The 21,783-nt window shown below is 35.6% G+C and carries 21 protein-coding genes and 1 pseudogene; 13 read left to right on the top strand and 9 right to left on the bottom strand.

Annotated elements, in window-relative coordinates:
- Positions 1 to 38: 38 nt before the first annotated feature.
- Positions 39 to 1,235 (top strand): N-acetylglucosamine-6-phosphate deacetylase, encoded by a 1,197-nt coding sequence (gene nagA, locus F6K18_RS15350; protein ID WP_287521982.1) that lies wholly within the window; start codon positions 39 to 41, stop codon positions 1,233 to 1,235.
- Here nagA and F6K18_RS15345 read toward each other — a convergent pair.
- Positions 1,213 to 1,608: a hypothetical protein gene (locus F6K18_RS15345; RefSeq protein WP_287521980.1), complete on the bottom strand. Its 396-nt coding sequence runs from the start codon at positions 1,606 to 1,608 to the stop codon at positions 1,213 to 1,215. The two genes, nagA and F6K18_RS15345, sit on opposite strands and share 23 nt — an antisense overlap.
- A gap of 231 nt (positions 1,609 to 1,839) precedes the next feature.
- Between F6K18_RS15345 and F6K18_RS15340 the strand changes: the two genes are divergently transcribed.
- From F6K18_RS15340 to F6K18_RS15325, 4 genes are all read left to right on the top strand, one after another.
- A complete protein-coding gene (locus F6K18_RS15340; RefSeq protein WP_287521979.1) occupies positions 1,840 to 2,157 on the top strand; it encodes a hypothetical protein in 318 nt (105 codons plus the stop codon).
- A complete protein-coding gene (locus F6K18_RS15335) occupies positions 2,135 to 2,323 on the top strand; it encodes a hypothetical protein (protein ID WP_287521978.1) in 189 nt (62 codons plus the stop codon). The genes F6K18_RS15340 and F6K18_RS15335 overlap by 23 nt, the downstream gene beginning before the upstream one ends.
- 178 nt (positions 2,324 to 2,501) lie before the next feature.
- Complete coding sequence (locus tag F6K18_RS15330; protein ID WP_287521977.1) at positions 2,502 to 2,738, top strand: hypothetical protein; 237 nt, start codon at positions 2,502 to 2,504, stop codon at positions 2,736 to 2,738.
- Between the two features lies 1 nt (position 2,739).
- Complete coding sequence (locus F6K18_RS15325; RefSeq protein ID WP_287521976.1) at positions 2,740 to 2,886, top strand: hypothetical protein; 147 nt, start codon at positions 2,740 to 2,742, stop codon at positions 2,884 to 2,886.
- Positions 2,887 to 2,979: 93 nt separating this feature from the next.
- Here the strand turns inward: F6K18_RS15325 and ilvB are convergent, their stop codons facing one another.
- The gene (ilvB, locus tag F6K18_RS15320) at positions 2,980 to 4,818 is read right to left on the bottom strand and encodes a biosynthetic-type acetolactate synthase large subunit (RefSeq protein ID WP_287521975.1); all 1,839 of its coding nucleotides are present in this window, start codon (positions 4,816 to 4,818) and stop codon (positions 2,980 to 2,982) included.
- Positions 4,819 to 5,099: 281 nt separating this feature from the next.
- Here ilvB and F6K18_RS15315 point away from each other — a divergent pair, with 281 nt between their 5' ends.
- Positions 5,100 to 5,438 carry a P-II family nitrogen regulator gene (locus F6K18_RS15315; RefSeq protein ID WP_287238918.1) on the top strand — a complete coding sequence of 113 codons (339 nt, stop codon included), beginning with the start codon at positions 5,100 to 5,102 and terminating at the stop codon, positions 5,436 to 5,438.
- A 426-nt stretch (positions 5,439 to 5,864) separates the two neighbouring features.
- Here the strand turns inward: F6K18_RS15315 and F6K18_RS36640 are convergent, their stop codons facing one another.
- Both F6K18_RS36640 and F6K18_RS15310 read right to left on the bottom strand, forming a co-directional pair.
- Complete coding sequence (locus tag F6K18_RS36640; RefSeq protein WP_353735085.1) at positions 5,865 to 5,996, bottom strand: hypothetical protein; 132 nt, start codon at positions 5,994 to 5,996, stop codon at positions 5,865 to 5,867.
- Between the two features lie 15 nt (positions 5,997 to 6,011).
- Positions 6,012 to 6,416: pseudogene (locus F6K18_RS15310) on the bottom strand (NAD(P)H-dependent oxidoreductase).
- 888 nt (positions 6,417 to 7,304) lie between these two features.
- Here F6K18_RS15310 and F6K18_RS15305 point away from each other — a divergent pair.
- Positions 7,305 to 11,318, top strand: coding sequence for an AAA-like domain-containing protein (locus F6K18_RS15305; RefSeq protein WP_287521973.1), 4,014 nt, complete (start codon positions 7,305 to 7,307; stop codon positions 11,316 to 11,318).
- Positions 11,319 to 11,482: 164 nt separating this feature from the next.
- On the opposite strand, the gene F6K18_RS15300 is transcribed toward F6K18_RS15305, so the two are convergent.
- Positions 11,483 to 11,680, bottom strand: coding sequence for a hypothetical protein (locus F6K18_RS15300; protein ID WP_287521971.1), 198 nt, complete (start codon positions 11,678 to 11,680; stop codon positions 11,483 to 11,485).
- A 407-nt stretch (positions 11,681 to 12,087) separates the two neighbouring features.
- Between F6K18_RS15300 and F6K18_RS15295 the strand changes: the two genes are divergently transcribed.
- The 3 genes from F6K18_RS15295 (at position 12,088) to F6K18_RS15285 (ending at position 15,039) form a co-directional block, all read left to right on the top strand.
- Positions 12,088 to 12,666 carry a thylakoid membrane photosystem I accumulation factor gene (locus F6K18_RS15295; RefSeq protein ID WP_287521969.1) on the top strand — a complete coding sequence of 193 codons (579 nt, stop codon included), beginning with the start codon at positions 12,088 to 12,090 and terminating at the stop codon, positions 12,664 to 12,666.
- Positions 12,667 to 13,052: 386 nt separating this feature from the next.
- Positions 13,053 to 13,943, top strand: coding sequence for an alpha/beta hydrolase (locus F6K18_RS15290; protein ID WP_287522014.1), 891 nt, complete (start codon positions 13,053 to 13,055; stop codon positions 13,941 to 13,943).
- 577 nt (positions 13,944 to 14,520) lie between these two features.
- Positions 14,521 to 15,039 carry a hypothetical protein gene (locus F6K18_RS15285; protein WP_287521968.1) on the top strand — a complete coding sequence of 173 codons (519 nt, stop codon included), beginning with the start codon at positions 14,521 to 14,523 and terminating at the stop codon, positions 15,037 to 15,039.
- A gap of 300 nt (positions 15,040 to 15,339) precedes the next feature.
- Here F6K18_RS15285 and F6K18_RS15280 read toward each other — a convergent pair whose 3' ends face one another.
- Positions 15,340 to 15,885, bottom strand: a complete 546-nt coding sequence (locus tag F6K18_RS15280) for a type II toxin-antitoxin system VapC family toxin (RefSeq protein WP_287521967.1) — start codon at positions 15,883 to 15,885, stop codon at positions 15,340 to 15,342.
- 20 nt (positions 15,886 to 15,905) lie between these two features.
- Entirely contained in the window at positions 15,906 to 16,136 is a 231-nt protein-coding gene (locus F6K18_RS15275; RefSeq protein WP_287521965.1) for a hypothetical protein, read from the bottom strand.
- Positions 16,137 to 16,181: 45 nt separating this feature from the next.
- Between F6K18_RS15275 and F6K18_RS15270 the strand changes: the two genes are divergently transcribed.
- Positions 16,182 to 16,304 (top strand): hypothetical protein, encoded by a 123-nt coding sequence (locus F6K18_RS15270; RefSeq protein WP_287521963.1) that lies wholly within the window; start codon positions 16,182 to 16,184, stop codon positions 16,302 to 16,304.
- Positions 16,305 to 16,434: 130 nt separating this feature from the next.
- Here F6K18_RS15270 and F6K18_RS15265 read toward each other — a convergent pair whose 3' ends face one another.
- Positions 16,435 to 16,752, bottom strand: coding sequence for a hypothetical protein (locus F6K18_RS15265; RefSeq protein WP_287521961.1), 318 nt, complete (start codon positions 16,750 to 16,752; stop codon positions 16,435 to 16,437).
- A 40-nt stretch (positions 16,753 to 16,792) separates the two neighbouring features.
- On the opposite strand from F6K18_RS15265, the gene F6K18_RS15260 reads away from it, so the two are divergent.
- Positions 16,793 to 19,504 (top strand): SBBP repeat-containing protein, encoded by a 2,712-nt coding sequence (locus tag F6K18_RS15260; protein ID WP_287521960.1) that lies wholly within the window; start codon positions 16,793 to 16,795, stop codon positions 19,502 to 19,504.
- A gap of 162 nt (positions 19,505 to 19,666) precedes the next feature.
- Here the strand turns inward: F6K18_RS15260 and F6K18_RS15255 are convergent, their stop codons facing one another.
- Positions 19,667 to 20,296, bottom strand: coding sequence for a hypothetical protein (locus F6K18_RS15255; RefSeq protein ID WP_287521959.1), 630 nt, complete (start codon positions 20,294 to 20,296; stop codon positions 19,667 to 19,669).
- Between the two features lie 170 nt (positions 20,297 to 20,466).
- Here F6K18_RS15255 and F6K18_RS15250 point away from each other — a divergent pair, with 170 nt between their 5' ends.
- Positions 20,467 to 21,450, top strand: a complete 984-nt coding sequence (locus F6K18_RS15250) for a DUF4351 domain-containing protein (protein WP_287521958.1) — start codon at positions 20,467 to 20,469, stop codon at positions 21,448 to 21,450.
- Positions 21,451 to 21,783: the final 333 nt, after the last annotated feature.

Here is a 21,783-nt window from a genome sequence, read left to right as displayed (position 1 = left end):
TAATCAGCAAGCCCTAATTAATTATTAATTATTAATTATTGAAATTTACCTACTTAAAGCTCGTGAATTTAACTACTAAAATTATTAATGCTAAAATCCCTGGTTATCAAGACCTACAACAGATTTTGATTGATTCTACTGGCAATATTAAACAAATTATCTCTCAAACAGAGGAACTTTTGCCTACCGTATCTGCCACTATTGATGTTCAAGAAGACTGGGTTTCTCTCGGTGGATTTGATTTACAAATTAATGGTGCTTTGGGTTTGGCTTTTCCCGAAGTAGATGCAAATTCTACTACTAAAATACAGGAAATTTGTCACTATTTATGGCAACAAGGAATAGATGCTTTTTTACCTACTATTGTGACAACTTCTATAGATAATATTCAGCGATCGCTCCAAGTTTTCCACCATTTGGCCTCACAACCTCAAGACCCAGAAATGGCAAAAATCTGGGGTGTTCATTTAGAAGGTCCTTTTCTCAATCCAGAAAAGCGAGGCGCTCATCCATTTGAATATTTATTACCATTAACGCTCCAAAATGTCAAAGAAGTTTTGGGAGAGTATGCTGAGATAGTTAAAATCATTACTTTAGCTCCAGAATTAGACTCTACAGAAACAGTTATTCCCTATTTAAAAAATCTAGGAATTACTGTTAGTTTAGGGCATTCTCAAGCCACAGCAAATCAAGCAGAAAAAGCTTTTAAATTGGGAGCTTCAATGGTGACTCATGCTTTTAATGCGATGCCGAGTTTACATCATCGAAAACCTGGTTTATTAGGTGCAGCAATTACAAATTCGGATGTTATGTGTGGTTTAATTGCTGATGGTGAGCACGTCTGTTCAACAATGATAGAAATTTTGTTGAAAGCGAGTCAATATCAACAGGGAATATTTTTGGTTAGTGATGCTTTAGCACCTTTGGGATTACGTGATGGAATTTATCCTTGGGATACTAGAGAAATAGATGTTAAAAATGGTACGGCAAGATTAAAAGATGGAACTTTATCGGGAACAACTTTACCTTTATTAGTTGGGGTTAATAATTTGGTTAAGTGGGGAATTTGTGATATTGAGACGGGAATTTATTTGGCGACTATTGCACCCCGGAAGGCGTTAGGAATAGATAGTGAAATTATTGGTAAGTCTGGGAAAAATTTATTGAGATGGAGGGTAATGAAGTCAGAAGTCAGAAGTCAGAAGTCAGAAGTTATTTTTGTAACAAGGATTTGAGTTGGCAGAGAATATTTAGAGTTTGCTGAAAAAGCAAAATGTTGGAAGTGTGGGGAGGGTGGAAAGACAGAGAAAGTAGGAATAATTGTTCGGGAGATTTTTCTGTTCCGGAATACTTTTGAAACGGGATACTATCCAAAGGTAAACCAGAGCATCTCAAAAAAAATCTGCTCAAAGCTGTTAGCTCCGCAGTCCCCAGGAAAAGCTTACCCCTGAGTGCTTCTTTAAAACTCAGACAAAGCAATATTTTTCCCTCTTCCCTTTTCCCTCTTCCTTCTTCCTGAAGTAGTCGGAATAATTGTTCGAGAGATTTTTCTGTTCCGGAATACTTTTGCAACGAGATACTATCCAAAGGCAAACCAGAGCGCCTCAAAACAAAATCTGCTCAAAAATGGGGAAGACAGAGAAAGTAGGAATAATTGTTCGGGAGATTTTTCTGTTCCGGAATACTTTTGCAACGAGATATAGCAATGAGCGCTCACATATTTACATACTACGTTTGAAGGTAAATGTAATATACAGCTCTACTACTATTACCAATACATGAGAGCTTATGTTACATAAATATTTCTTTCTTTGTAATATGTAAACATACCAGCGCACGTTGCTATACTACCCAAAGGCAAACCAGAGCGCCTCAAAAAAAAATCTGCTCAAAAATGGGGAAGACAGAGAAAGTAGGAATAATTGTTCGGGAGATTTTTCTGTTCCGGAATACTTTTGCAACGAGATACTACCCAAAGGCAAACCAGAGCATCTCAAAAAAAATCTGCTCAAAAATGGGGAAGACAGAGAAAGTAGGAATAATTGTTCGGGAGATTTTTCTGTTCCGGAATACTTTTGCAACGAGATACTACCCAAAGGCAAACCAGAGCATCTCAAAAAAAATCTGCTCAAAAATGTGGCAAGACAGAGAAAGTAGTAAGAATTGTTCGGGAAATTTTTCTGTTCCGGAATACTTTTGCAACGAGACACTACCCAAAGGTAAACCAGAGCATCTCAAACAAAAATCTGCTCAAAAATGTGGCAAGACAGAGAATGAAGTCAGAAGTCAGAAGTCAGAAGTCATTTTTGTAATGAGGATTTGAGTTGGCAGAGAATATTTAGAGTTTGCTAAAAAAAGCAAAATGTGGGGAGTGTGGAGAGGGTGGGAAGACAGAGAAAGTAGGAATAATTGTTCGGGAAATTTTTCTGTTCCGGAATACTTTTGCAACGAGACACTACCCAAAGGCAAACCAGAGCCTCTCAAAAAAAATCTGCTCAAAAATGTGGCAAGACAGAGAAAGTAGTAAGAATTGTTCGGGAAATTTTTCTGTTCCGGAATACTTTTGCAACGAGACACTACCCAAAGGTAAACCAGAGCATCTCAAACAAAAATCTGCTCAAAAATGTGGCAAGACAGAGAAAGTAGGAATAATTGTTCGGGAAATTTTTCTGTTCCGGAATACTTTTGCAACGAGACACTACCCAAAGGTAAACCAGAGCATCTCAAAAAAAATCTGAAGTGTGGGAAGGAGCGGAAGGGTCGGAAGGGCGAGAAGACAGGGAAATTAGGAGAAAGAATTGTTCGGGAAATTTTTCTGTTCCGGAATACTTTCGGAAGGAGATGCTACCCAAAGGTAAACCAGAGCCTCTCAAAAAAATCTGCTGAAAACTGAGTGCTTCTTTAAAACTCAGACAAAGCAATATTTTTCCCTCTTCCCTCTTCCCTCTTCCCTCTTCCCTCTTCCCTCTTCCTTATCTATTACAACTTAACACCACATTCAGGACAGAAATTATGAGCAACACTATTTTGCGCCCCACAATTACTACAAGTAATAAACTCCACAGCTTGTTCAAGTTGCTTACGAATAGGTAAACCAACCATTTGAGCATTACTCTTACCAGGCGCTACCATAGGATAACAATTCTCATCCTTAGTCACACGAACATCCATCAACACAGGTCCATCGTGAGCCAACATTTGAGCGATCGCCTCTTTAAGCTCCTCCCGACTAGAAATCATCATACCTTTAACTCCATAAGCCTGAGCCAACATCGCAAAATCAGGCATTCCCATCTCCATATTAGAAGAAGAATAACGCTCGCCAAAAAATGCCTCTTGCCATTGACGCACCATACCCTGCCAGCCATTATTAATAATCACAGTTTTAACATTAATGCCATACTGTGCCAGAGTCCCCAACTCCTGAATATTCATTTGAATACTCGCATCACCAGCAATACAAATCACCTCCCGGTTTGGCAGTGCCACTTTCGCCCCCATCGCAGCAGGCATCCCATAACCCATAGTCCCCAAACCTGCACTAGAGAGCCATTGCCGAGGTCCATTTTTCAGAAATTGAGCTGCCCACATTTGATGCTGACCAACATCAGTTGTATAGTAAGCATCTGGAGCCATTTTGCCAATTTCATTAATTACCTCTTGGGGTGAAATACTATCTGAATGTTGAGGGGCAACCAAAGGATAATCTTGTTTCCAGCGATTAATCTTTTCTAACCAAGGTTGAGTTTGATGAGGATTAACTAAATCTCCTATCTCTCGGCAATGACGCAGCAAGTCAATCAAAACTTGGCGTACATCTCCCACAATTGGAACTTCAGGAATTCTGTTTTTACCTACTTCTGCGGGGTCAATATCAATATGAATTACTTTCGCATGACAAGCAAATTCGTCTAACTTTCCAGTTACCCGGTCATCAAAACGGGAACCAACAGCAATTAATAAGTCACACTCACTCACAGCAAAATTAGCATAGGCAGTCCCATGCATTCCTAACATTCCTACTGATAGGGGATGGTGTTCGTTAAAAGCACCTTTACCCATCAAAGTAGTAGTTGCAGGAATATTAAAATGTTCTGCTAATTCTTGAATTTCTGCATGAGCATCTGCGGATATGGCACCACCACCTATATATAGTAGAGGACGCCGTGCCTCTAGCATCAAATTTACAGCTTGGTTAATTTGCCGGGGGTTGCCTTTGACAGTCGGACGGTATCCAGGTAGTTTGATGGAACCAGGTTCCACGGGTTCATAGTCAAATTCTTCCAAACCTACATCTTTGGGAATGTCAATCAAGACTGGGCCGGGACGACCTGTACTAGCAATATGGAATGCCTCAGCAATAATTCCGGCCATATCCCTTGGGTCTCGGACAACATAAGAATGTTTAACAATTGGTAGAGTAATGCCATAAATGTCTGTTTCTTGAAAGGCATCAGTACCAATCATTTTTCGGCCGACTTGGCCTGTAACTACTACCATAGGAATTGAGTCCATGTGGGCAGTAGCTATGCCTGTTACTAAATTTGTAGCTCCCGGACCAGATGTAGCAAAGCATACACCTACTTTACCAGTGGCACGAGCATATCCATCGGCGGCATGAGCAGCTCCTTGTTCGTGTCTGACTAGAATATGCTCTAGGTCTCCTGCTGCTTCTGAACGGTAGAGTTCGTCGTAAATTGGTAATATTGCACCCCCTGGATAGCCAAATATGTGTTTGACTCCATGACGCTTGAGACTATCCATTAGTGCAAAAGCACCCGTTGCTCGTTTTAGGGTAACTTTAGTTTGTAATTGCACAGGTAATTCCTCTCTAGATACTATTATGTATAGTTAAAAGTATAATTTTAATCAAAAATGAGATGTAATAAAAAGTCTTTTTTTACATAATTTATAAAAAACTTTAAGATTTTCTAACAAGAGTAATTTTTTCGGTATTTTTAAGATTTTAGAAGCCTACTCAAAAAACTGCTGAGTAAATGTATTTTTCTTAACAAATAAGGCCCACTTGGCTGCGTTCTCAAAAGATGTCATCCTGATAAACGAGTAAACTTAAAAATTAAGTGTAAGGAGTGAATAACTTGAAAAAAGTAGAAGCTATTATTCGGCCTTTTAAGCTGGACGAGGTTAAAATTGCTCTCGTTAATGCTGGTATCGTGGGTATGACTGTTTCTGAAGTCAGAGGTTTTGGGCGTCAGAAGGGTCAAACTGAAAGGTATCGTGGTTCTGAGTATACGGTTGAGTTTTTGCAGAAACTCAAGGTTGAAATTGTAGTTGAAGAAGACCAGGTGGATATGGTTGTTGACAAAATTATTGCTGCCTCCCGTACTGGTGAGATCGGTGACGGTAAGATTTTCATTGCTCCAGTAGATAGAATTGTGAGAATTAGGACTGGGGAAAGTAATATAGAAGCAATCTAGTTTTAGAGAGAGGTTTTTTCGTGTTAGGTGATAGGTAGTTAGAAGTTACTTTGAGACTTCTGGCAAAGAAAAATTTATGATTTTTGTCTTGTCATTTATTTGATTTTAAATTTGCTTAAGAGGTCTAATAATTGAAGTGTCAAAACTTTTTTATACCTCAAAACCTAACATTTAACGTCTAGCTTTTGTTAGACCTTCTAAAAACATTTATTGTAGTTATAGCTGTAGGTTGAATTGAGGGAAAGTAGCTGAAACAAATGTGGTTTTTTTTGTTGAGTGTTACTGCCGTTTTATCCAACCTACGGTATATTAATAAATACCAACATCAATGCCAGATTCTTTACTTATTTCCTTCAGAGGAGCAGCATAATTTTCCAATATTTTCACTCTCTGCTCATCGGTAATCCGAACAGGTGCATATACAATTTATGGTGCCAATACATCAAAATCAACAAACTGAAACATTCCTCTATGAATAGGTCGTAGAATTCCATTAATATCGCCGTTGAAACCTCCCTTAATATAGATATCTTCCATACCACCTGTGGTCAACGACAATAACGCCCGTTTTCCCTAAAAAACTCCTGTTTCATATATTCGACCGCCGCCATAAACGCGCCCCATAGCAAAAACACGGTCAACCCACCCTTTGAAAACTGCGGGTAAACCAAACCACTACAACGGAAATTGCCAAATCATTAGGTAACACCACTCAATTTTCTCTATTTCTGAGTCTATATCTTCGGCAAAACTATTCATTTCAGTGGCATATTTTTCTTCAAGTTGTAGTTTGAGATAATTTGGATCTTTGACAGTTTTAAAATTTTGTCTGCTGGAAACAGGATTAAAATTCATTTCATGTAAATCTGAAGTTTTTACCTCATTCCCTGCATCTACTAAAACTTCACAAACTTGACGAAACATTGCACCGTTAAAACTCTGGGGTTCAGGATGCCAATACACAATTAATACTTTCATCTTTTGGTTTTTCTATCCTGAGAATATTTTGAAAATTATTAGCTTTTTAGTTTATCTCAGGGAATAGGGAACAGGGAACAGGGAACAGTGGAAAAAACATTGGCTAGTCTAAGATTCATAATTAGCAAGTCCTAACTGCTCTGGCTATTGCTATACATTCAATCACCTATATATAGATGGCTAGTCGGAAAATTCCTAACCATATTTGTAGGCAGTCTGGAGTTAGGATAAATATCTAAATTAGAGAGATAAAACCTGTTGTACTTATAGCTAGTTTATGAGCTAGTTTATGAAATTATTCCACATTTTTGATGGCTATCCAAATTGTTCCTAAACCTATAGCTAATTAAAATAAAATTGTAATACTAATTATTTATTATCTCGTTTTTTTGATTCTGTGAAAAATTAAATTTTTTTATCTTTTTCCTTTGGGTTTAATATCCCGCACCTCATGAGCGGTGTTTATAATTGCTTGGGGTTTGAGTCTCCATCCACTTTTTCCTTCTTCCTTCTTAGTGAAATGACCTTTTACTATTGCTGGAATTTTTGGATCGAGCTACAGGGTAAAAGCAAAGAAAATATAAATATTCCTTCAAAATATATCATAAGTATAATTAATTAAGGATAAACTAGGGAAAAATTTGTTCTCCAAATGTTGATTTCTATAAGCATTCATTTTTCAAAACTGAATAAAATAATAAAAATGTAATTTTGAGTTAATTTGAATTGAAAGCTTTATATCTGATACAGTTGCTAGTGAGAATAGTCAAGTTAACGAAGTCAGAAGTTAGAAGTCAGAAGTTACTTTTTTAACAGGGATTTGAGCTTCGCTCCAAAAATATTTCGCCAATTAAGGCGGGGTTTTAGACCGATATTATTTTGATAAATATGAAAATACAGAAGAATCAAGAATATAGCTATCAAGTAGGTAATTATTTAGCATTAGAACATCCCACTTATGTTAGACGCTCGGCAGATAAAGAGTTATTTAATGCTTTGAAGAAAGGTGAATATTGTTATGTATTAAGTTCTCAACAAACGGGAAAATCAAGTTTAAAAATTAGAACAATACAACTGTTGCAAGCAGAAAATATTATCTGTATTGCTTTAGATATGACTAGAGTTAATAATAAACTTTTGACTCTAGAAGAATGGTATGAGCAAATAATTTTGACTTTAGAGAATACTTTTTTATTTCCTCGGCATTTCCCGGAATTATGGTGGGAAGAAATGGCAGATTTACCTGCGGATGAAAGATTATTTATTTTTATTGAAGAGGTATTGTTAGTTAATACTCAAAATGAGAAAATAGTAATTTTTATAGATGAGGTTAATGATGAGAGTGTTGTTAATTCAGGCTTTAGTAGTTTAGGGGTATTAATTGATTATTGTCTTGAGGAAAGAACAAATAATCCAAAATTTCAACGCTTAACATTTGCTTTGCTGGGGACAACTATACCCGATAATTTAGTAGATAGATATAGATTTATTGAACTTAAGAGTTTCAAAAAAGAAGAAGTAGCTCATTTAGCGCAGCCATTTAAAGGCATAGTTAAACAGCCACTACAAGTTATAGAAAAAATATTATATTGGTCAGGCGGACAACCATTTTTGATGCAAAAATTGTGTCAAATAACGATGGACTATCTGGGAGAAAGAAAAGAAGAAGAAAATTATAACGATATAGATTTAGTAGAAGATTTAGTGAAAATTTGTGTTATAGAAAACTGGGATTCACAAGACTATCCGATTCATTTCAAGAAAATACAAAATCTTTTACTGAAGAATATAGAGAAATCTACAAGTCATTTAGAAATATATCAACAAATTTTAAAACATCGTAGATTAAAATCGTCTGGTCAAGATAATCAAAAATTTAAAAATGATGCGATCGCTAATAATAAATGGGAAATTAAAGAGTTATTGAGGTCTGGTGTAGCGAAAATAAATCGTGGTTTTTTAGAAGTATACAGTCCGATATATGCAGAAATTTTTAATCAAGAATGGGTACAACAATATTTACCAACAGTAACTACAGCTCCTCAAACTAATCCTCAAATATTAGAATTAAATGACCGGGAAAAAATATCTCTAATGGCATCTGATTTTTCTAATGAAGAAGGAAGAAGGAAGAAGGAAGAAGGAAGGAAGAAAAAGTGGATAGGCACTCAAACCCTAAATAATTATCAACACCCTATAGACGGCGGGGTATTAAACCCAAAAGAAAAAGATAATAAAAATAATAATTCCAATGAAATTCAGGTTCAGCAACAACATGAATTAGGGGAAATAACAGAACAAAAAAATCAGAATCAAATTGAAGAAGGAAGAAGGAAGAAGGAAGAAGGAAGGAAGAAAAAGTTGTTGGGGTTTGAGTCCCTATCCAATTTTAAACACCCTGTAGACGACGAGGTATTAAACCCAAAAGAAAAAGATAATAAAAATAATAATCCAAATGAAATTCAGGTTCAGCCACAACTGGATTTAGGGGAAATAAGAGTACAAAAAAATCAAAATAATCCAAATGAAATTCAGGTTCAATTACAACAGAAACAACAGGAGATACCAGTACAAAAAAATCAGAATAAAGTTCAAAAAAAACAGGTAGTTCGGAAAAAAATAAAAACATCTTCAAATCAGCAGAATAAACTGAAATTAGGATTGGCGGGTTTAGTTATAGTATCAATAACAGCAATGACAGTAGTTGTTTGGGCAAGTAAACTTTTTAAAGATACACAAAATCAACTTCAAAGAGCAGAATATCAACTAGAAAAAGCACAGTATGAACTTCAAGAAGCACAAGAAGGTACAAAACTAGAACACAAAGGAATTAGTGCTTTAAGAAAATTTGAAATTGCAGAAATAGAAGCATTACTATCAGCAATGCAAGCTGGAAAAGAACTAAAAGAATTAGTTGGAGGCGATCGCCCACTTCAATATTATCCAGCTACAAGTCCCATATTTGCCTTACAACAAATACTCAACAATATTCATGAGAAAAATCAAATTCCCAACATCAAAAAAATTACCATGAGTCCTGATGGCCAACTACTCGCCACAGTTAACAATGATGGTACAGCCAAAATCCTCAAATACTCAGGTCAGTCTGTAGCCCAATTAAGAGGACATCAAGGCAAAGTTTCTCACGTTAAATTTTCACCAAAAGGAAATATTTTAGCCACAGCAGGAGATGATGGTACAGCTAGAATCTGGGATTTTCTGGGTAAGCAGCAAGTAGAACTAACAGGCCATGAAGGTCAAATTTGGCAAATTACTTTCAGTCCTGATGGTAAATATATAGTTACTGCTGGAGAAGATGGCACTGCAAGAATTTGGGATATATCAGGCAAGAAAATAGCGACTCTCAAAAAACATCGAGGTCGAATTTTAGATGTCACATTTAGCCCTGATGGTAGATATATAGCTACTGCTGGATGGGATGGGACTGCGAGAATTTGGAATCGATCTGGGAGACAGTTGGCTAGACTCAGGGGACATCAAGGTAGTGTTGAAAAAGTAATATTTAGTCCAGATGGTCAACGTTTAGCCACTGCTGGATGGGATGGCACAATTAGGATTTGGCGACGTAGTTCTGGTAAGCTACTAACTAAACTTAAGGGAGGTGAAGGCGGGGTCTGGAATGTTAGCTTTAGTCCGGATGGCAAAAGTTTGGCTACAGCAGGAGAAGATGGAACAGCCTTGATATGGGATACTTCAGGCCAAGTATTATCAAAACTTCCCGGACATCAAGGAATTGTCACCAGTGTAAGTTTTAGTCCGGATGGTGAACGTTTAGCTACAGCAGGTAGTGACGGTAGTGTGAAAATTTGGAACAATAATGGTAATTTGTTAACCAATCTTAGAGGACATCAAGGCAGGGTTTGGGAAGTTAACTTTAGTGCTGATGGACAAGTACTATTAACTTTAGGAGAAGATGGCACGGGTAGAACTTGGGAACTAGAAGATAATCACGATGCAACACTCAGGGGAAACTCCGATATTTTTGGGTCAGTAAGTTTTAGTTCTAATAGTCAGAAATTAGCAACAGCAGCAGTTGATGGTACTGCCCGCATCTGGGATATTTCGGGAAAACCTTTAGCTCAATTCAATGGATATCTGGGAATGTTTGGGGATATGAGTTTTAGTCCTGATGGTCAACGCCTAGCTACTGCGGGAGATAGTGGTCAGGGGAGAATTTGGAAGATTTCAGGAGAAGAGTTGATAGAGCTAAAAGGTAAAAAGGGGAGAGCAAAGCAAATTGGTTTTAGTCCTGATGGGCAACGTTTAGCAACGGTGGGGGAAGATGGTGTTGCCCGCATCTGGAATAATTCTGGTCAGCAGTTGGCTGAGTTAAAAGGACATAATGGTCGCGTGTTGGATGTGGTGTTTAGTCCAGATGGGCAATATATTGGTACTGCTGGAGAGGATGGTATTGCTAAAATCTGGGATAGTTCTTTTCAGCTTGTGTCAGAATTGAAAATTCTTTCCAGTTGGATCGAGAGTATGGCTTTTAGTCCATCTGGAAAGTATATAGTGACGGGAGATAGCAATGGGGTAGTCAAAATTTGGGATTTTTCGGGCAATCAAATTGCAGATCTGAAGGGCAACATAGGTAGTGTGAATAATTTGACTTTTAGTGCTGATGGGGAGCAGGTTGCTAGTATGGGCAAAGATGGAATGGTAAGAATTTGGGATATTACTGGACGTCAATTAGCTCAATTTGAGAATGCTAAGGCTTTAAGTGTGGATGGTAAATATGTGGCAACTTTGGTGGATAATAATTTACAGTTGTGGCGCGTGAAAGGATTAAATGATTTGTTGAAAGGTTCTTGTGATTGGCTTCAAGATTATTTTATTACTCATCCCAAGGTGAAGGAAGATTTAGAAATTTGCGATATGTAGTTAGGAGGGAAGAAGGAAGAAGGAACAAGGAAGAAGAAAAATATTGTGTTGTCTGAATTTTAAGCTTTTAATCTATCCTAACCTTTCCTTCGACTGCTATACAATATGACCTATTACTCACCACATTATTAATTAATTAAACAGAACTTACGCACAGACTCTACTTATTGGGGAGGGCGAATACCATTCGCCCCTACAGATGGTAGGCGTAGGTTGGGTTGAGGAACCGAAACCCAACAGTAAGGTTTTGTTGGGTTTATCCTACGGATAAGCTCCGCTAACACTGCTTTACCGCTACTTGGTGTGCAAGCTACAACCCAACCTACATCTTTAGGTGTGTTAGTCCAGTAGTGGCGTGTCAAGCTGAAAATGGTGTATTAAATTTTTGAGTATAATTATTGCTATGACTAAGGTTTGGAGAATTTTCCTAAAACACTATTTCAAGCTTGACGCGCTAGTAGTGTCGTGTCAAGCCTTAAATGTTGTATTAGAATTTTGGACAAAAACAATATATATAAATTTTGCCATTTTCCTATTACCCTATTTTAAGCTTGACGCGCCAGTAGGGTGTGTTAATGTTAGCGTAACTGAGCGAAACCCTATATACAGCACTTTCCGTTGTTATGAGGTACACTCCGAAGCGGGCAAGATGCCCGCACTGCAATATTTTCACCATTCATCTTGTACATCATTTGCCAGAAATCTGCTGTATATTGTCAGTGCGTAACTCCCAATTAATTAAACTTAAAATCTACAACTTTCTTACATTATGCTAAATTCAATACAACAATTTTCATGGCAAAAAGTTCTCTCTACTTTATTGAGTTTTTTATTAGCGATATTCTTATTACTTCTAATAGCTACACCCACTGCTTTAGCAAGTCTAAATGATGATAGATTTGATGGTAATATTTTTGCCCTTTATGCGGGTAATGGTTCTCTTGTTCCTGCTAGAGTAACATTAAAAGAATCTCTCAACGGTTCTAAACCTGCTCTATTAGTCTTTTTTCTAGATGATAGTAAGGATTGCAAACAATTTTCGACTGTAGTTTCTCAACTGCAAGCATTCTATGGTCGCGCAGCAAGTTTTATTCCTGTTAATGTGGATGCTATTATTAGTCCTGTTACTGATGATTCTACACAATCAGCTTATTATTATGAAGGATTTGTACCTCAAACTGTTTTAATTGACCAAGAAGGAAAAGTTGTTTTAAATGCTAAAGGTCAAGTTGCGTTTGAAAAAGTAGATGATGCTTTTCGAGAAGTTTTTGATTTATTACCTCGCTCTGAGTCTGTTGAACTTAAACGTAGAATTGTTAATGAGATAAATGTTGAATTGAGTAATTAGTATAATTAGCTATCAGCTATCAGCTATCAGCTATTAATTCATTGCCTTTAATGTATTTTCGTCATTGCGATCGATAGGGAAGCAATCTCAGACCCTAGTCTTAGGTAAGCATTCAGCGGTCAGCGGTCAGCTATCAGCTATTAATTCATTGCCTTTAACATATTTTTGTCATTGCGACCGATAGGGAAGCAATCTCAGCTCCTAGTCTTTCGTACTTCATGCATAATTCCTGATACAGCAGATTCCACTTCGGTGAAGTACACCCATCGCGGGCAATCTTGCCCGCACTACTACACTATATCCTTTGAATTAATCCTCTTCTTTTAAAGGAAAGGTAATTGTTAATTATTAATTATTAATTATTAATTATTAATTGTTTAATGCCAATGTATCCTAATTTTTTACCAAAATTAACTGAAAGTCTAACTGAATCTACATCTATTTCTTTTCCTCAAAATATTCAGTATCAATCAATTTCTACTCCTCTGACTTCTCAAACAATTAATACAAGTTTTGTCTCTCAAGGTGAAGATAATACCCCGATTTTATTACTGCATGGTTTTGATAGTTCTATTTTTGAATATCGTCGCCTTTTGCCATTACTTGCTGCTCAAAATCAAACTTTTGCTGTTGATTTATTAGGGTTTGGATTTACAGATAGATTAGCCAATTTAAAAATTAATCCACAGGCGATCGCTACTCATCTTTATTATTTTTGGAAAAGTTTGATTAACCAACCTGTTATTTTAGTTGGTGCTTCTATGGGTGGTGCTGCTGCTATTGATTTTACTCTTACTTATCCAGAAGTTGTGAAAAAATTGGTATTAATTGATAGTGCTGGAATGCAAAATAATCCAATTATTAGTAAGTTTATTTTTCCTCCACTTGACTATTTCGCCACAGAATTTTTGCGTCGCCCCCAGGTGCGAGCAAGTATTAGTCGTAGTGCTTATTTTGATAAAAGTTTTGCAACTTTAGATGCTAATATTTGTGCCAGATTGCATCTAGAAATGCCTGGTTGGAATCAAGCTTTAATCTCTTTTACTAAGAGTGGTGGGTATGGTAATTTCAAACAAAAATTGCCTGCTATGCAACAACAAACATTGATTTTGTGGGGAGAAAATGACCGGATTTTAGGTACTGGTGATGCTGGTAAATTAGAGGGAGCGATCGCTAATTCTCAACTGATTTGGATTCCTAATTGCGGTCATGTTCCTCACCTGGAAAAGTCACAAGTTACTGCTAATTATATTCTGGATTTTATTAGAGAAAATTAATGATATATTTATTAAATCATTTTTCTTGATTAGCTACTACTTACCGAATAATTAATAATTAATAATGAATAATTAATAATTAAGAGTTGATAGTTAATAATTATTCATTCAACAATTCACGCCTTGAAGCCTCCCCTTTGAAGGGGATAAAGCGGTCGAGGGATGGGGAGGAAACCTCGCCATATCCAATCGACCAAGAGAATCAAAAAAAATCCTTTTAGTCAATCCTCTTCTTTTAAGAAGAGGTAATTATTAATTGTTAATTATTAATTGTTAATTGCTGAAAGCGCTGTTCGCTCTTGATGAACCACATCTTCACAAGCAAAATCTTGTAGAGACGTTCCACGGAAGGTCTCTATTGTGGTTTATCCAAATGAAAACCGCTGTATTATCAAAACTAATTAATATTTTTGATGAACATTAGGTCTTTCAATACAACCAATAAAGTCAGAAAGACTAAAAATGATTAAAAAATAGATGATAATAGGATTGTTTGTTTTACAAAGGCAAATTATGATGATAATATAATTATCAGCTTGATATACCAGGATAATTGTAATTAATTGATAAAGGATATATGGAAAATAAATCTAATTTCACTAAAGCTGTTAAGGCAACTATTTATTTAGGGGAAATACCTCTAAATGTTTATCAAACTGATGATGAAAATTACCATTTAGATATAAAATCAGTCACAGGTGCTATAGGTGAAGAAAATACAGATATAGAACGTTTTATTAAAGGAAAATCAAAACTTGCCTCACGTTTTAAGGGATATAATTTAAACCGTTTCCCAATGTTTTGGGTTCAAAGTGACGAAGTAATAATTAGATCGATTCCAGTTCCTCTTGCCATTTCATACTGGCACTATCGAAGTAAAAATAGAAATAAGAAAGCTGACGCAATTGTTCAAGCGTGCATGATTGAATCTATTGAACGTCGTGCAGATTCAGCATTTAAAGTTCAACGAACAGAATCTGAATACAATCAGATTTTCAGTGAAAACTATGAAGAAATTTTAGCAGAAAATAGAGAAGAGATTGAGGATAGACGACTACCTGGTGATGACTTATATTTACCACTAGAAATAAATTGATATTTCTACAAAACTAAGCATATATGCCAAATCAACCTTTGATTTATCCATTTCAATAACAAGTATTTTAACCAAAAATGGCATGATTTTAAGTTTGAACTAACATCTACTTTTTCAGAACTTGGAGACATTACAAATTACTGCGAATCTTATGCTTGATTTTATTAGAGAAAATTAATGATGGATTTTAAATTTTTTATAATATAAATTGTTAGGTATACTTTCAGTTTCGATGGTCAGATGAGACTGTAGGTATGTGGCATAGTTTAAGGTAGAGATTGGTGTTCAAGAATTTAGAATTTAGAATTTAGAATTTAGAATTACCTCTCCTTGAAAAGAAGAGGATTGACTAAAAGGAAAATTTTGATTTATTATCCCCTTAAAATGGGAGGCTTTAAACCACAATATTTCGGTAAATATAGTCTTATTCCAAGGACTAAACAGATTCTGAAAATAATTATTGTTATGCCATTTATAAATACTAAAATCTTTAATATCTAATGACAAAATTCGTCCAGTTTGGTATTCTTCTGCTAAAAGAACTAGAGATGCGTCAGCTAAATCCATAGGTACATCTTGATATTTATTCATCAACTCTTTTATTCTTGGTATATGGTCAGACTTGATTTCAAAAATTTGAAATAAACCCTCAGAAATAGCATTGATAAAAGTAAGTGATGCTTGAACTCCACGACGAGATTGTAAAAAATAACAGGTTTCAGTAACAATACACCAGGTTGTAATCAGAGCTTCATTATATTGACTGAAACTTTTTTTTGTCGCTTCATGGTAATTATCATTTTTGTTTGCCAAAGCCACCCAAAAACCTGTATTCACAATAATCATTATTCATCTTCTCCTATTTCTTACATCAAAATTGACTCACAGTTTTCAGCAAGATTTGGTTCAGCTTCAATACAACCAATAAAGTCAAGTTTAATAAATTTTTCCAGATGGTTTTCAGAAGTATTCAAAAGTTGTTGATAGTAATACTCTAGAGCAGATAGTAAAATTTCATCTGTGCTTTGTTTAGTTTTTTCCTGGATAAAGGCAATTTTTTGCGCCTTTTCTTGAGTGAGTTTAGTAGCAATTTTCATTTTTTTATAATATGAAGTTACAGTTATTTAGCACTATTAATATTATTGCCAATACTTAGTATTCCTCAAGCTCAAGAGATTTTGTCTATCACCTATAAATCTGCACAGCAAAATGTTGAAAAACTTGTCACAGCAGGAATTTTAGTACAGGCAAGTGACACTTCATAACGGCAAAGTGTTTTTGACACTAGAGATTCTAAAAATCATCAGTGGATAATAGGCCAATTATACTTTTGTCGCTTAAAGTATAATTTGTTTTGGGACAATTATACTTAGGTATCATTCTAGTAAATTAACTTTAATTCTGGTATTGCTGAGGGGTGGGATGAATATACAGCAGATTCCAAGTACACGAAGTACAGATATTAACAATTAAATGAATGCAAGTGCGGGTATCTTGCCCGCGATGGGTATACCTCACCAAAGTGCAATCTGCTATAAGTGGCGTGGGTATCCTGCCTGCGGTGAAAATATCAGGAACGGGAACGAACGGGCCAGAGGCCCATTCCACAAAACCCATTCCACAAAACCCATTCCACAAAACCCATTCCACAAAACCCATTCCACAAAACCCATTCCACAAAACCCATTCCACAAAACCCATTCCACAAAACAACTTTAATTCTTAATTAGTATTCTTTTCTGCTCGAAATATAATGATAGATTATTTCAATTATTCAGACACTTCATTATTCGGATTACCTTTAACTAATCTTCCGGAAGATAATCAAATTAGTCATCAAAATATTGTCTCTAGTTCAGAAATTTTACCTCCAGAATTAGAAGTACAAGAACTTGAAACACCGCCCACTGATTTATCCATAAATAATGACCCCCTAACAGACATTAGTTTTATCGAAAATGCCGGACAAATTAACAATACTGAAATTGAGTATTTAGCAAAAGCAAATAACTATGATTTATTATTTGCCCAAGATGAAATTATTTTTGCTGCCGCTCAAGATATAGAAGGTCAAAGCACCTCAGATGTAGTGAAGTTAAATTTCCAAAATGCTAATCCTAACCCCAATATAAACCCCCTAAATCAACTGCCGGGAGTTGCCAATTTTTTCCAAGGTAATAACTCTGATAATTCTTATGATTCATATACAAATATTCCAACTTATGCCGCTATTGAATATGAAAATTTATATCCTGGTATTGACCTAATATATAGTAGTATCGACGGCAATCTAAAAAGTGATTTTATTGTTTCTCCAAACATCAATCCTGCTCAAATTATTCTTAACTACAGTGGAATAGAAGAAATTAATATTCTTGCTGACGGTACATTATCTATAGATACTAAATTAGGAGAATTAACTGAAGCACCCCCAATTGCTTATCAAGAAATAAATGGTCAGCAAATTGAAGTCGAAGTCGCATATAAACTCCTCGAAAATAATCAAGTAGGATTCGACATTGGAGAATATAATCCAAACTATGAATTAGTTATCGACCCCACCGTAGAATATTCCACATTAATTGGAGGAAATGGTTTTGACCGTGGCAATGGTATTGCTGTAGATGTTGCCGGAAATGTTTATATAACAGGAGATACTACCTCCGTTGATTTTCCCACAATAAATGCAATTCAATCAGACTTTAATGGTGGAGGAGTAGTATTTAATAACGATGCTTTTGTCACTAAACTCGACCAAAATGGAACTGTTCTTTGGTCTACTTATTTTGGAGGAAGTAATGATGAATTTGGCACAGATATTGCTGTAGATATAGCAGGGGGAGTTTACGTTACAGGTAATACTAACTCCCTAGATTTCCTAACAGTTAATGCCTTCCAAACTGCTTATGGTGGAGGTAGTTTTAACGGCGATGCTTTTGTGACAAAACTTTCTAGTTTAGGTAATAGCGTACAATATTCTACTTACCTTGGCGGTCGAGACGAAGATATTAGTAGAGGTATTGCTGTGGATAATAATGGGAATGCTTTTGTAACAGGAAGTACTGGTGGTTTTTCCCCATTTCCCGCAGTTCCAATTCCTGGTTTTGCCGACTTTCCTACTACAGAAGATGCTTTTCAAACCGAAACTACCAATAATTTGAATCGTGATGCTTTTGTCACTAAATTATCCATAAATGGCAAAACATTAGAATATTCAACTTTATTAGGTGGGATAGATTTTGATTCAGCAATTGATATTGAAGTTGATAATAATAGTAATGCTTATATAACAGGTTCAACTAGGTCTTTTGACTTCCCGCTTGAGAATCCACTGCAAAATTTTTATGGGGGAGATAGCGATATTTTTATTACTAAATTAAATCCAGAAGGTAGCGACCTACTTTTCTCAACTTTTTATGGTCGGGGTGATAGTGATTCAGGTAGTGGTATTGCCATAGATTTAGCTGAAAATATTTATATTTCTGGTACAACAGGAACTCGTATTTTTGAGGGAGATATTGCTATTTCTCCTGTGGGAGATTTTCCTGCTTTGAGTGGATTTCAAAATTTCTTTGGAGGTGGTAGTAGTGATGCTATTGTGATGAAAATTAATCGTAATGGTAGTTTAGGATATGCGAGTTTTTTAGGTGGAAATAATAGTGAATTTGCTAATGATATTGCTGTAGATAATTTGGGTAATGCTTATGTGACTGGTAGTACTGCTTCTGTGAATTTTCCGATTATTAATCAGTTTCAAGAAGGGGTTGGTTTAGGATTACCGGATGATATTTTTGTGAGTAAAGTTTCTAGTAGTGGATTGTTTTTAGACTTTTCTGCAACTATTGGTGGTGTGGGAAATGAATCTGGAAATGGTATTGTTATAGACCCTGCTCAGAATACTTATGTAGTTGGTTTTTCTGATTCTATAGATTTTCCAGTTATTGATGCTTTGAATAATTTTGGTTTAGCATCTAATGCTTTTGTGACTAAGATTATTTCAGATGTTACGCCACCTGAAATTTTCCAGAATTTTATTCAGTATTTGACAGAACAACAAATTAATCCAATAGAGATATATTTTGATGAAGAATTTTATTTAGAAAATAACATTGATGTAGCCAGATTTGTGCAAAATGGTTTATTTACAAATGGTTTAGACCACTTTATTAATCAAGGTCAATTTCAAGGACGTAACCCCAGTCTTTTATTTGATGAAACCACTTATTTAATTGAAAATCCAGGAGTGGCAGAAGCAGTAGATAATAATGTGTTTAATAGTGGGTTCGATCATTTTATTAATGTTGGTTTTTTTGAAGGACGCGATGAAAGAACTACTGAATTTGATGAACGATTTTATCTAGCTTCTAATCCTGGTGTAGCTTTAGCAGTAGAAAATGGTGTTTTTAATACTGGGTTTGAACATTTTATATTGTTTGGTGAAGCTGAAGGGCGAGCTGGAAATTAGTATAGGGAGGAGTCAGGAGTCAGGAGTCAGGAGTAGGGAGGGAAGAAGAGAGATATTAGTATCAAGTTAAAAGTTAAAAGTCAGGAGTTAGGATGAGAGAAAGTCACAAAGATTCAGGATTGGAAAAACTATATTTTTTCCTACTCCCTATTCCTTATTCCCTTAATTACGGTTAGGATAGTATTTTATTCTAATGTTTCTTCTAATGTTTCTAGGTCTATTTTCAAAGTAGTGACAATTGCCATAATAGTCACAATTTCTGTTATAAGAATCATAGTCTCGGTCATACCTGTCGCGTCTTCGCCGATAATCATAATCCCGGTCATACCTGTCACGTCTTCGCCGATAATCATAATCTCGGTCGTACCTGTCGCGTCTTCGCCGATAATCATAATCTCGGTCGTATCTGTCGCGTCTTTTTCGTTCTCGATAATTTTCTAAAGTATTCCATTTGCGGTCAAGTCTGCGGTCTAGATCGTCGTGAGCTTCTTGAATAATTCTTTCTTTTTCTGCTTTGGGAAGACTTCGGTTATGAGGTTTATCCATCTCATGTTTAATCCTCCGATCAATTCTTTCATGGAGTTCATGCCTTTTTCTTTGTTGGTACTCATCTTCCTTTTGACGCGCTCGAATGCGATATTTATCTTTGCGATCGGCTAATATAATTTGATTTTCGTCTAAGCTTTTTTGTTCAGTTTTGATGTTAGTAACATTATTGAAAGCCATTGCTGGATAGGTACAAGCAAAGCCAAAATATAAGGGGATAATAGCGAGCAAAAATTTATTATTCATATCGAAACAGTTACCTCTATATGCTCTTCTTTTTATCAAGTACATATTATACCAAATTAGAATTAGATGAACTGACCCTGAAGCGGATTTGTTATGATAGGCTATAATTTAATTTATTCTAGCATTAATCACCTTATACTTAGGAATTTAAGTATAGAAGAGTTTTAAGTATGGTTGAATTATTACAGCTAATTCCATTCCCATTGCTTCTTTTGAGTATAGTATTGGTAATACTTCCTACTATATTTACTGCCATAGTGCGTATCCGACTCTACAATTATTTAATATTTTTAAAAAGTAGAGTTAGAAGACTAATTCACGGGGTAAGTCCAAGTGAAAAACCAGGAATAATTGAACATTTAGAAGCAAGATTTCAGACAGCAAGTGAAAATTTAGAAGAAGTCAATACAGCAGCATTAGTAGATGGAGTTTATAGCCAAGAAAAATTTGATTTTTTACGATTTAAATTACGATGCCACCAATGGCATTATTTTTCTCAAGCATTACCTAACCTATTAATATCCTTTGGATTATTAGGGACTTTTCTTGGAATAACGCTCAACTTATCAACCTTAATTCAAACAATTAATCAAGTTAAAGCAACTGATATAAATAACTTAGTCGAGCAATTACAAGACCCAATCCAAGGTATGGGAATTGCTTTTATTACTAGCTTAATTGCTATAGCTTGTAGTTCCTTGTTAACAGTAATTAACCTTCAGTGTAATACTAATTTAGCAAGAGAAGATTTAATCAGCTATTTAGAAGATTACCTAGACAATATTTTACAACCAACAATAGAAGGTAAAAGTAGACTCGATAAAGCTGTTAAGCGGATGGTAAAACAGCAGAATGATTTCTTAAACAAATTTTATATTGCTAATAAAATTAACATGACAGCGGAAGAGTTAGACATAGTTGAGCGTCGAGGAATAGCAATGCAAGATGAGAGAGGACGAATAACTTATGCGGAACAACAAGGCGAATTGCGGTTAATAATGCGTCAACTTAAAAAGCGTTTTGGAGAAATTCCGGAGGCAATAATTAGTCAAGTTGAAGATTTATCTGTTGCAGATTTGGAGAATTTAGGAGAAGATTTTTTAGACTTTAATAATTTGGAAGATTTGTTGAGTTGGTTGCAGGAACGATCTTAAATAGGGTTTGCTGAAAAAGTCTTTTAGTAGGGGTAGGGGAGTAGGGGAGTAGGGGAGTAGGGGAGTAGGGGAGTAGGGGAGAATTTTTTTGCCCAACTATGCGCTAAAAGTGCTAACTTTTTGACCATGAAGAGCTGAAAACCATGTACTTTTTCAATACCTAAAAAGGCTAAAACCTTTATCTGGTAATTATTTGATATTTAATCAGCAAACCCTAATTATTTCTGGTTCAATACTTATATCAAGTCTCATTAATTAGTTAGTCATAATAAATTAGTCATCTAAAGATGACTTCTGCTTTGAGCCAAGAAATTTATTTCTTGGCAGATGACA

It is taken from the genome of Okeania sp. SIO2C2 (genome assembly GCF_010692625.1).
GTDB lineage: Bacteria > Cyanobacteriota > Cyanobacteriia > Cyanobacteriales > Microcoleaceae > Okeania > Okeania hirsuta.
The sequence above is the reverse complement of the archived record's forward strand: the minus strand, read 5'-3'. Positions and strand labels throughout refer to the sequence as shown.

What these genes read in the sequence shown, in the direction of transcription:
- F6K18_RS15255 (WP_287521959.1), bottom strand. Translation starts at nt 20,296, where the DNA reads ATGAATAATAAATTTTTGCTCGCTATTATCCCCTTATATTTTGGCTTT.
- F6K18_RS15285 (WP_287521968.1), top strand. Translation starts at nt 14,521, where the DNA reads ATGGAAAATAAATCTAATTTCACTAAAGCTGTTAAGGCAACTATTTAT.
- F6K18_RS15290 (WP_287522014.1), top strand. Translation starts at nt 13,053, where the DNA reads ATGTATCCTAATTTTTTACCAAAATTAACTGAAAGTCTAACTGAATCT.
- F6K18_RS15250 (WP_287521958.1), top strand. Translation starts at nt 20,467, where the DNA reads ATGGTTGAATTATTACAGCTAATTCCATTCCCATTGCTTCTTTTGAGT.
- F6K18_RS15305 (WP_287521973.1), top strand. Translation starts at nt 7,305, where the DNA reads ATGAAAATACAGAAGAATCAAGAATATAGCTATCAAGTAGGTAATTAT.
- F6K18_RS15330 (WP_287521977.1), top strand. Translation starts at nt 2,502, where the DNA reads ATGTGGCAAGACAGAGAAAGTAGTAAGAATTGTTCGGGAAATTTTTCT.
- F6K18_RS15295 (WP_287521969.1), top strand. Translation starts at nt 12,088, where the DNA reads ATGCTAAATTCAATACAACAATTTTCATGGCAAAAAGTTCTCTCTACT.
- F6K18_RS15275 (WP_287521965.1), bottom strand. Translation starts at nt 16,136, where the DNA reads ATGAAAATTGCTACTAAACTCACTCAAGAAAAGGCGCAAAAAATTGCC.
- F6K18_RS15260 (WP_287521960.1), top strand. Translation starts at nt 16,793, where the DNA reads ATGATAGATTATTTCAATTATTCAGACACTTCATTATTCGGATTACCT.
- F6K18_RS15280 (WP_287521967.1), bottom strand. Translation starts at nt 15,885, where the DNA reads ATGATTATTGTGAATACAGGTTTTTGGGTGGCTTTGGCAAACAAAAAT.
- F6K18_RS15335 (WP_287521978.1), top strand. Translation starts at nt 2,135, where the DNA reads ATGTGGCAAGACAGAGAAAGTAGTAAGAATTGTTCGGGAAATTTTTCT.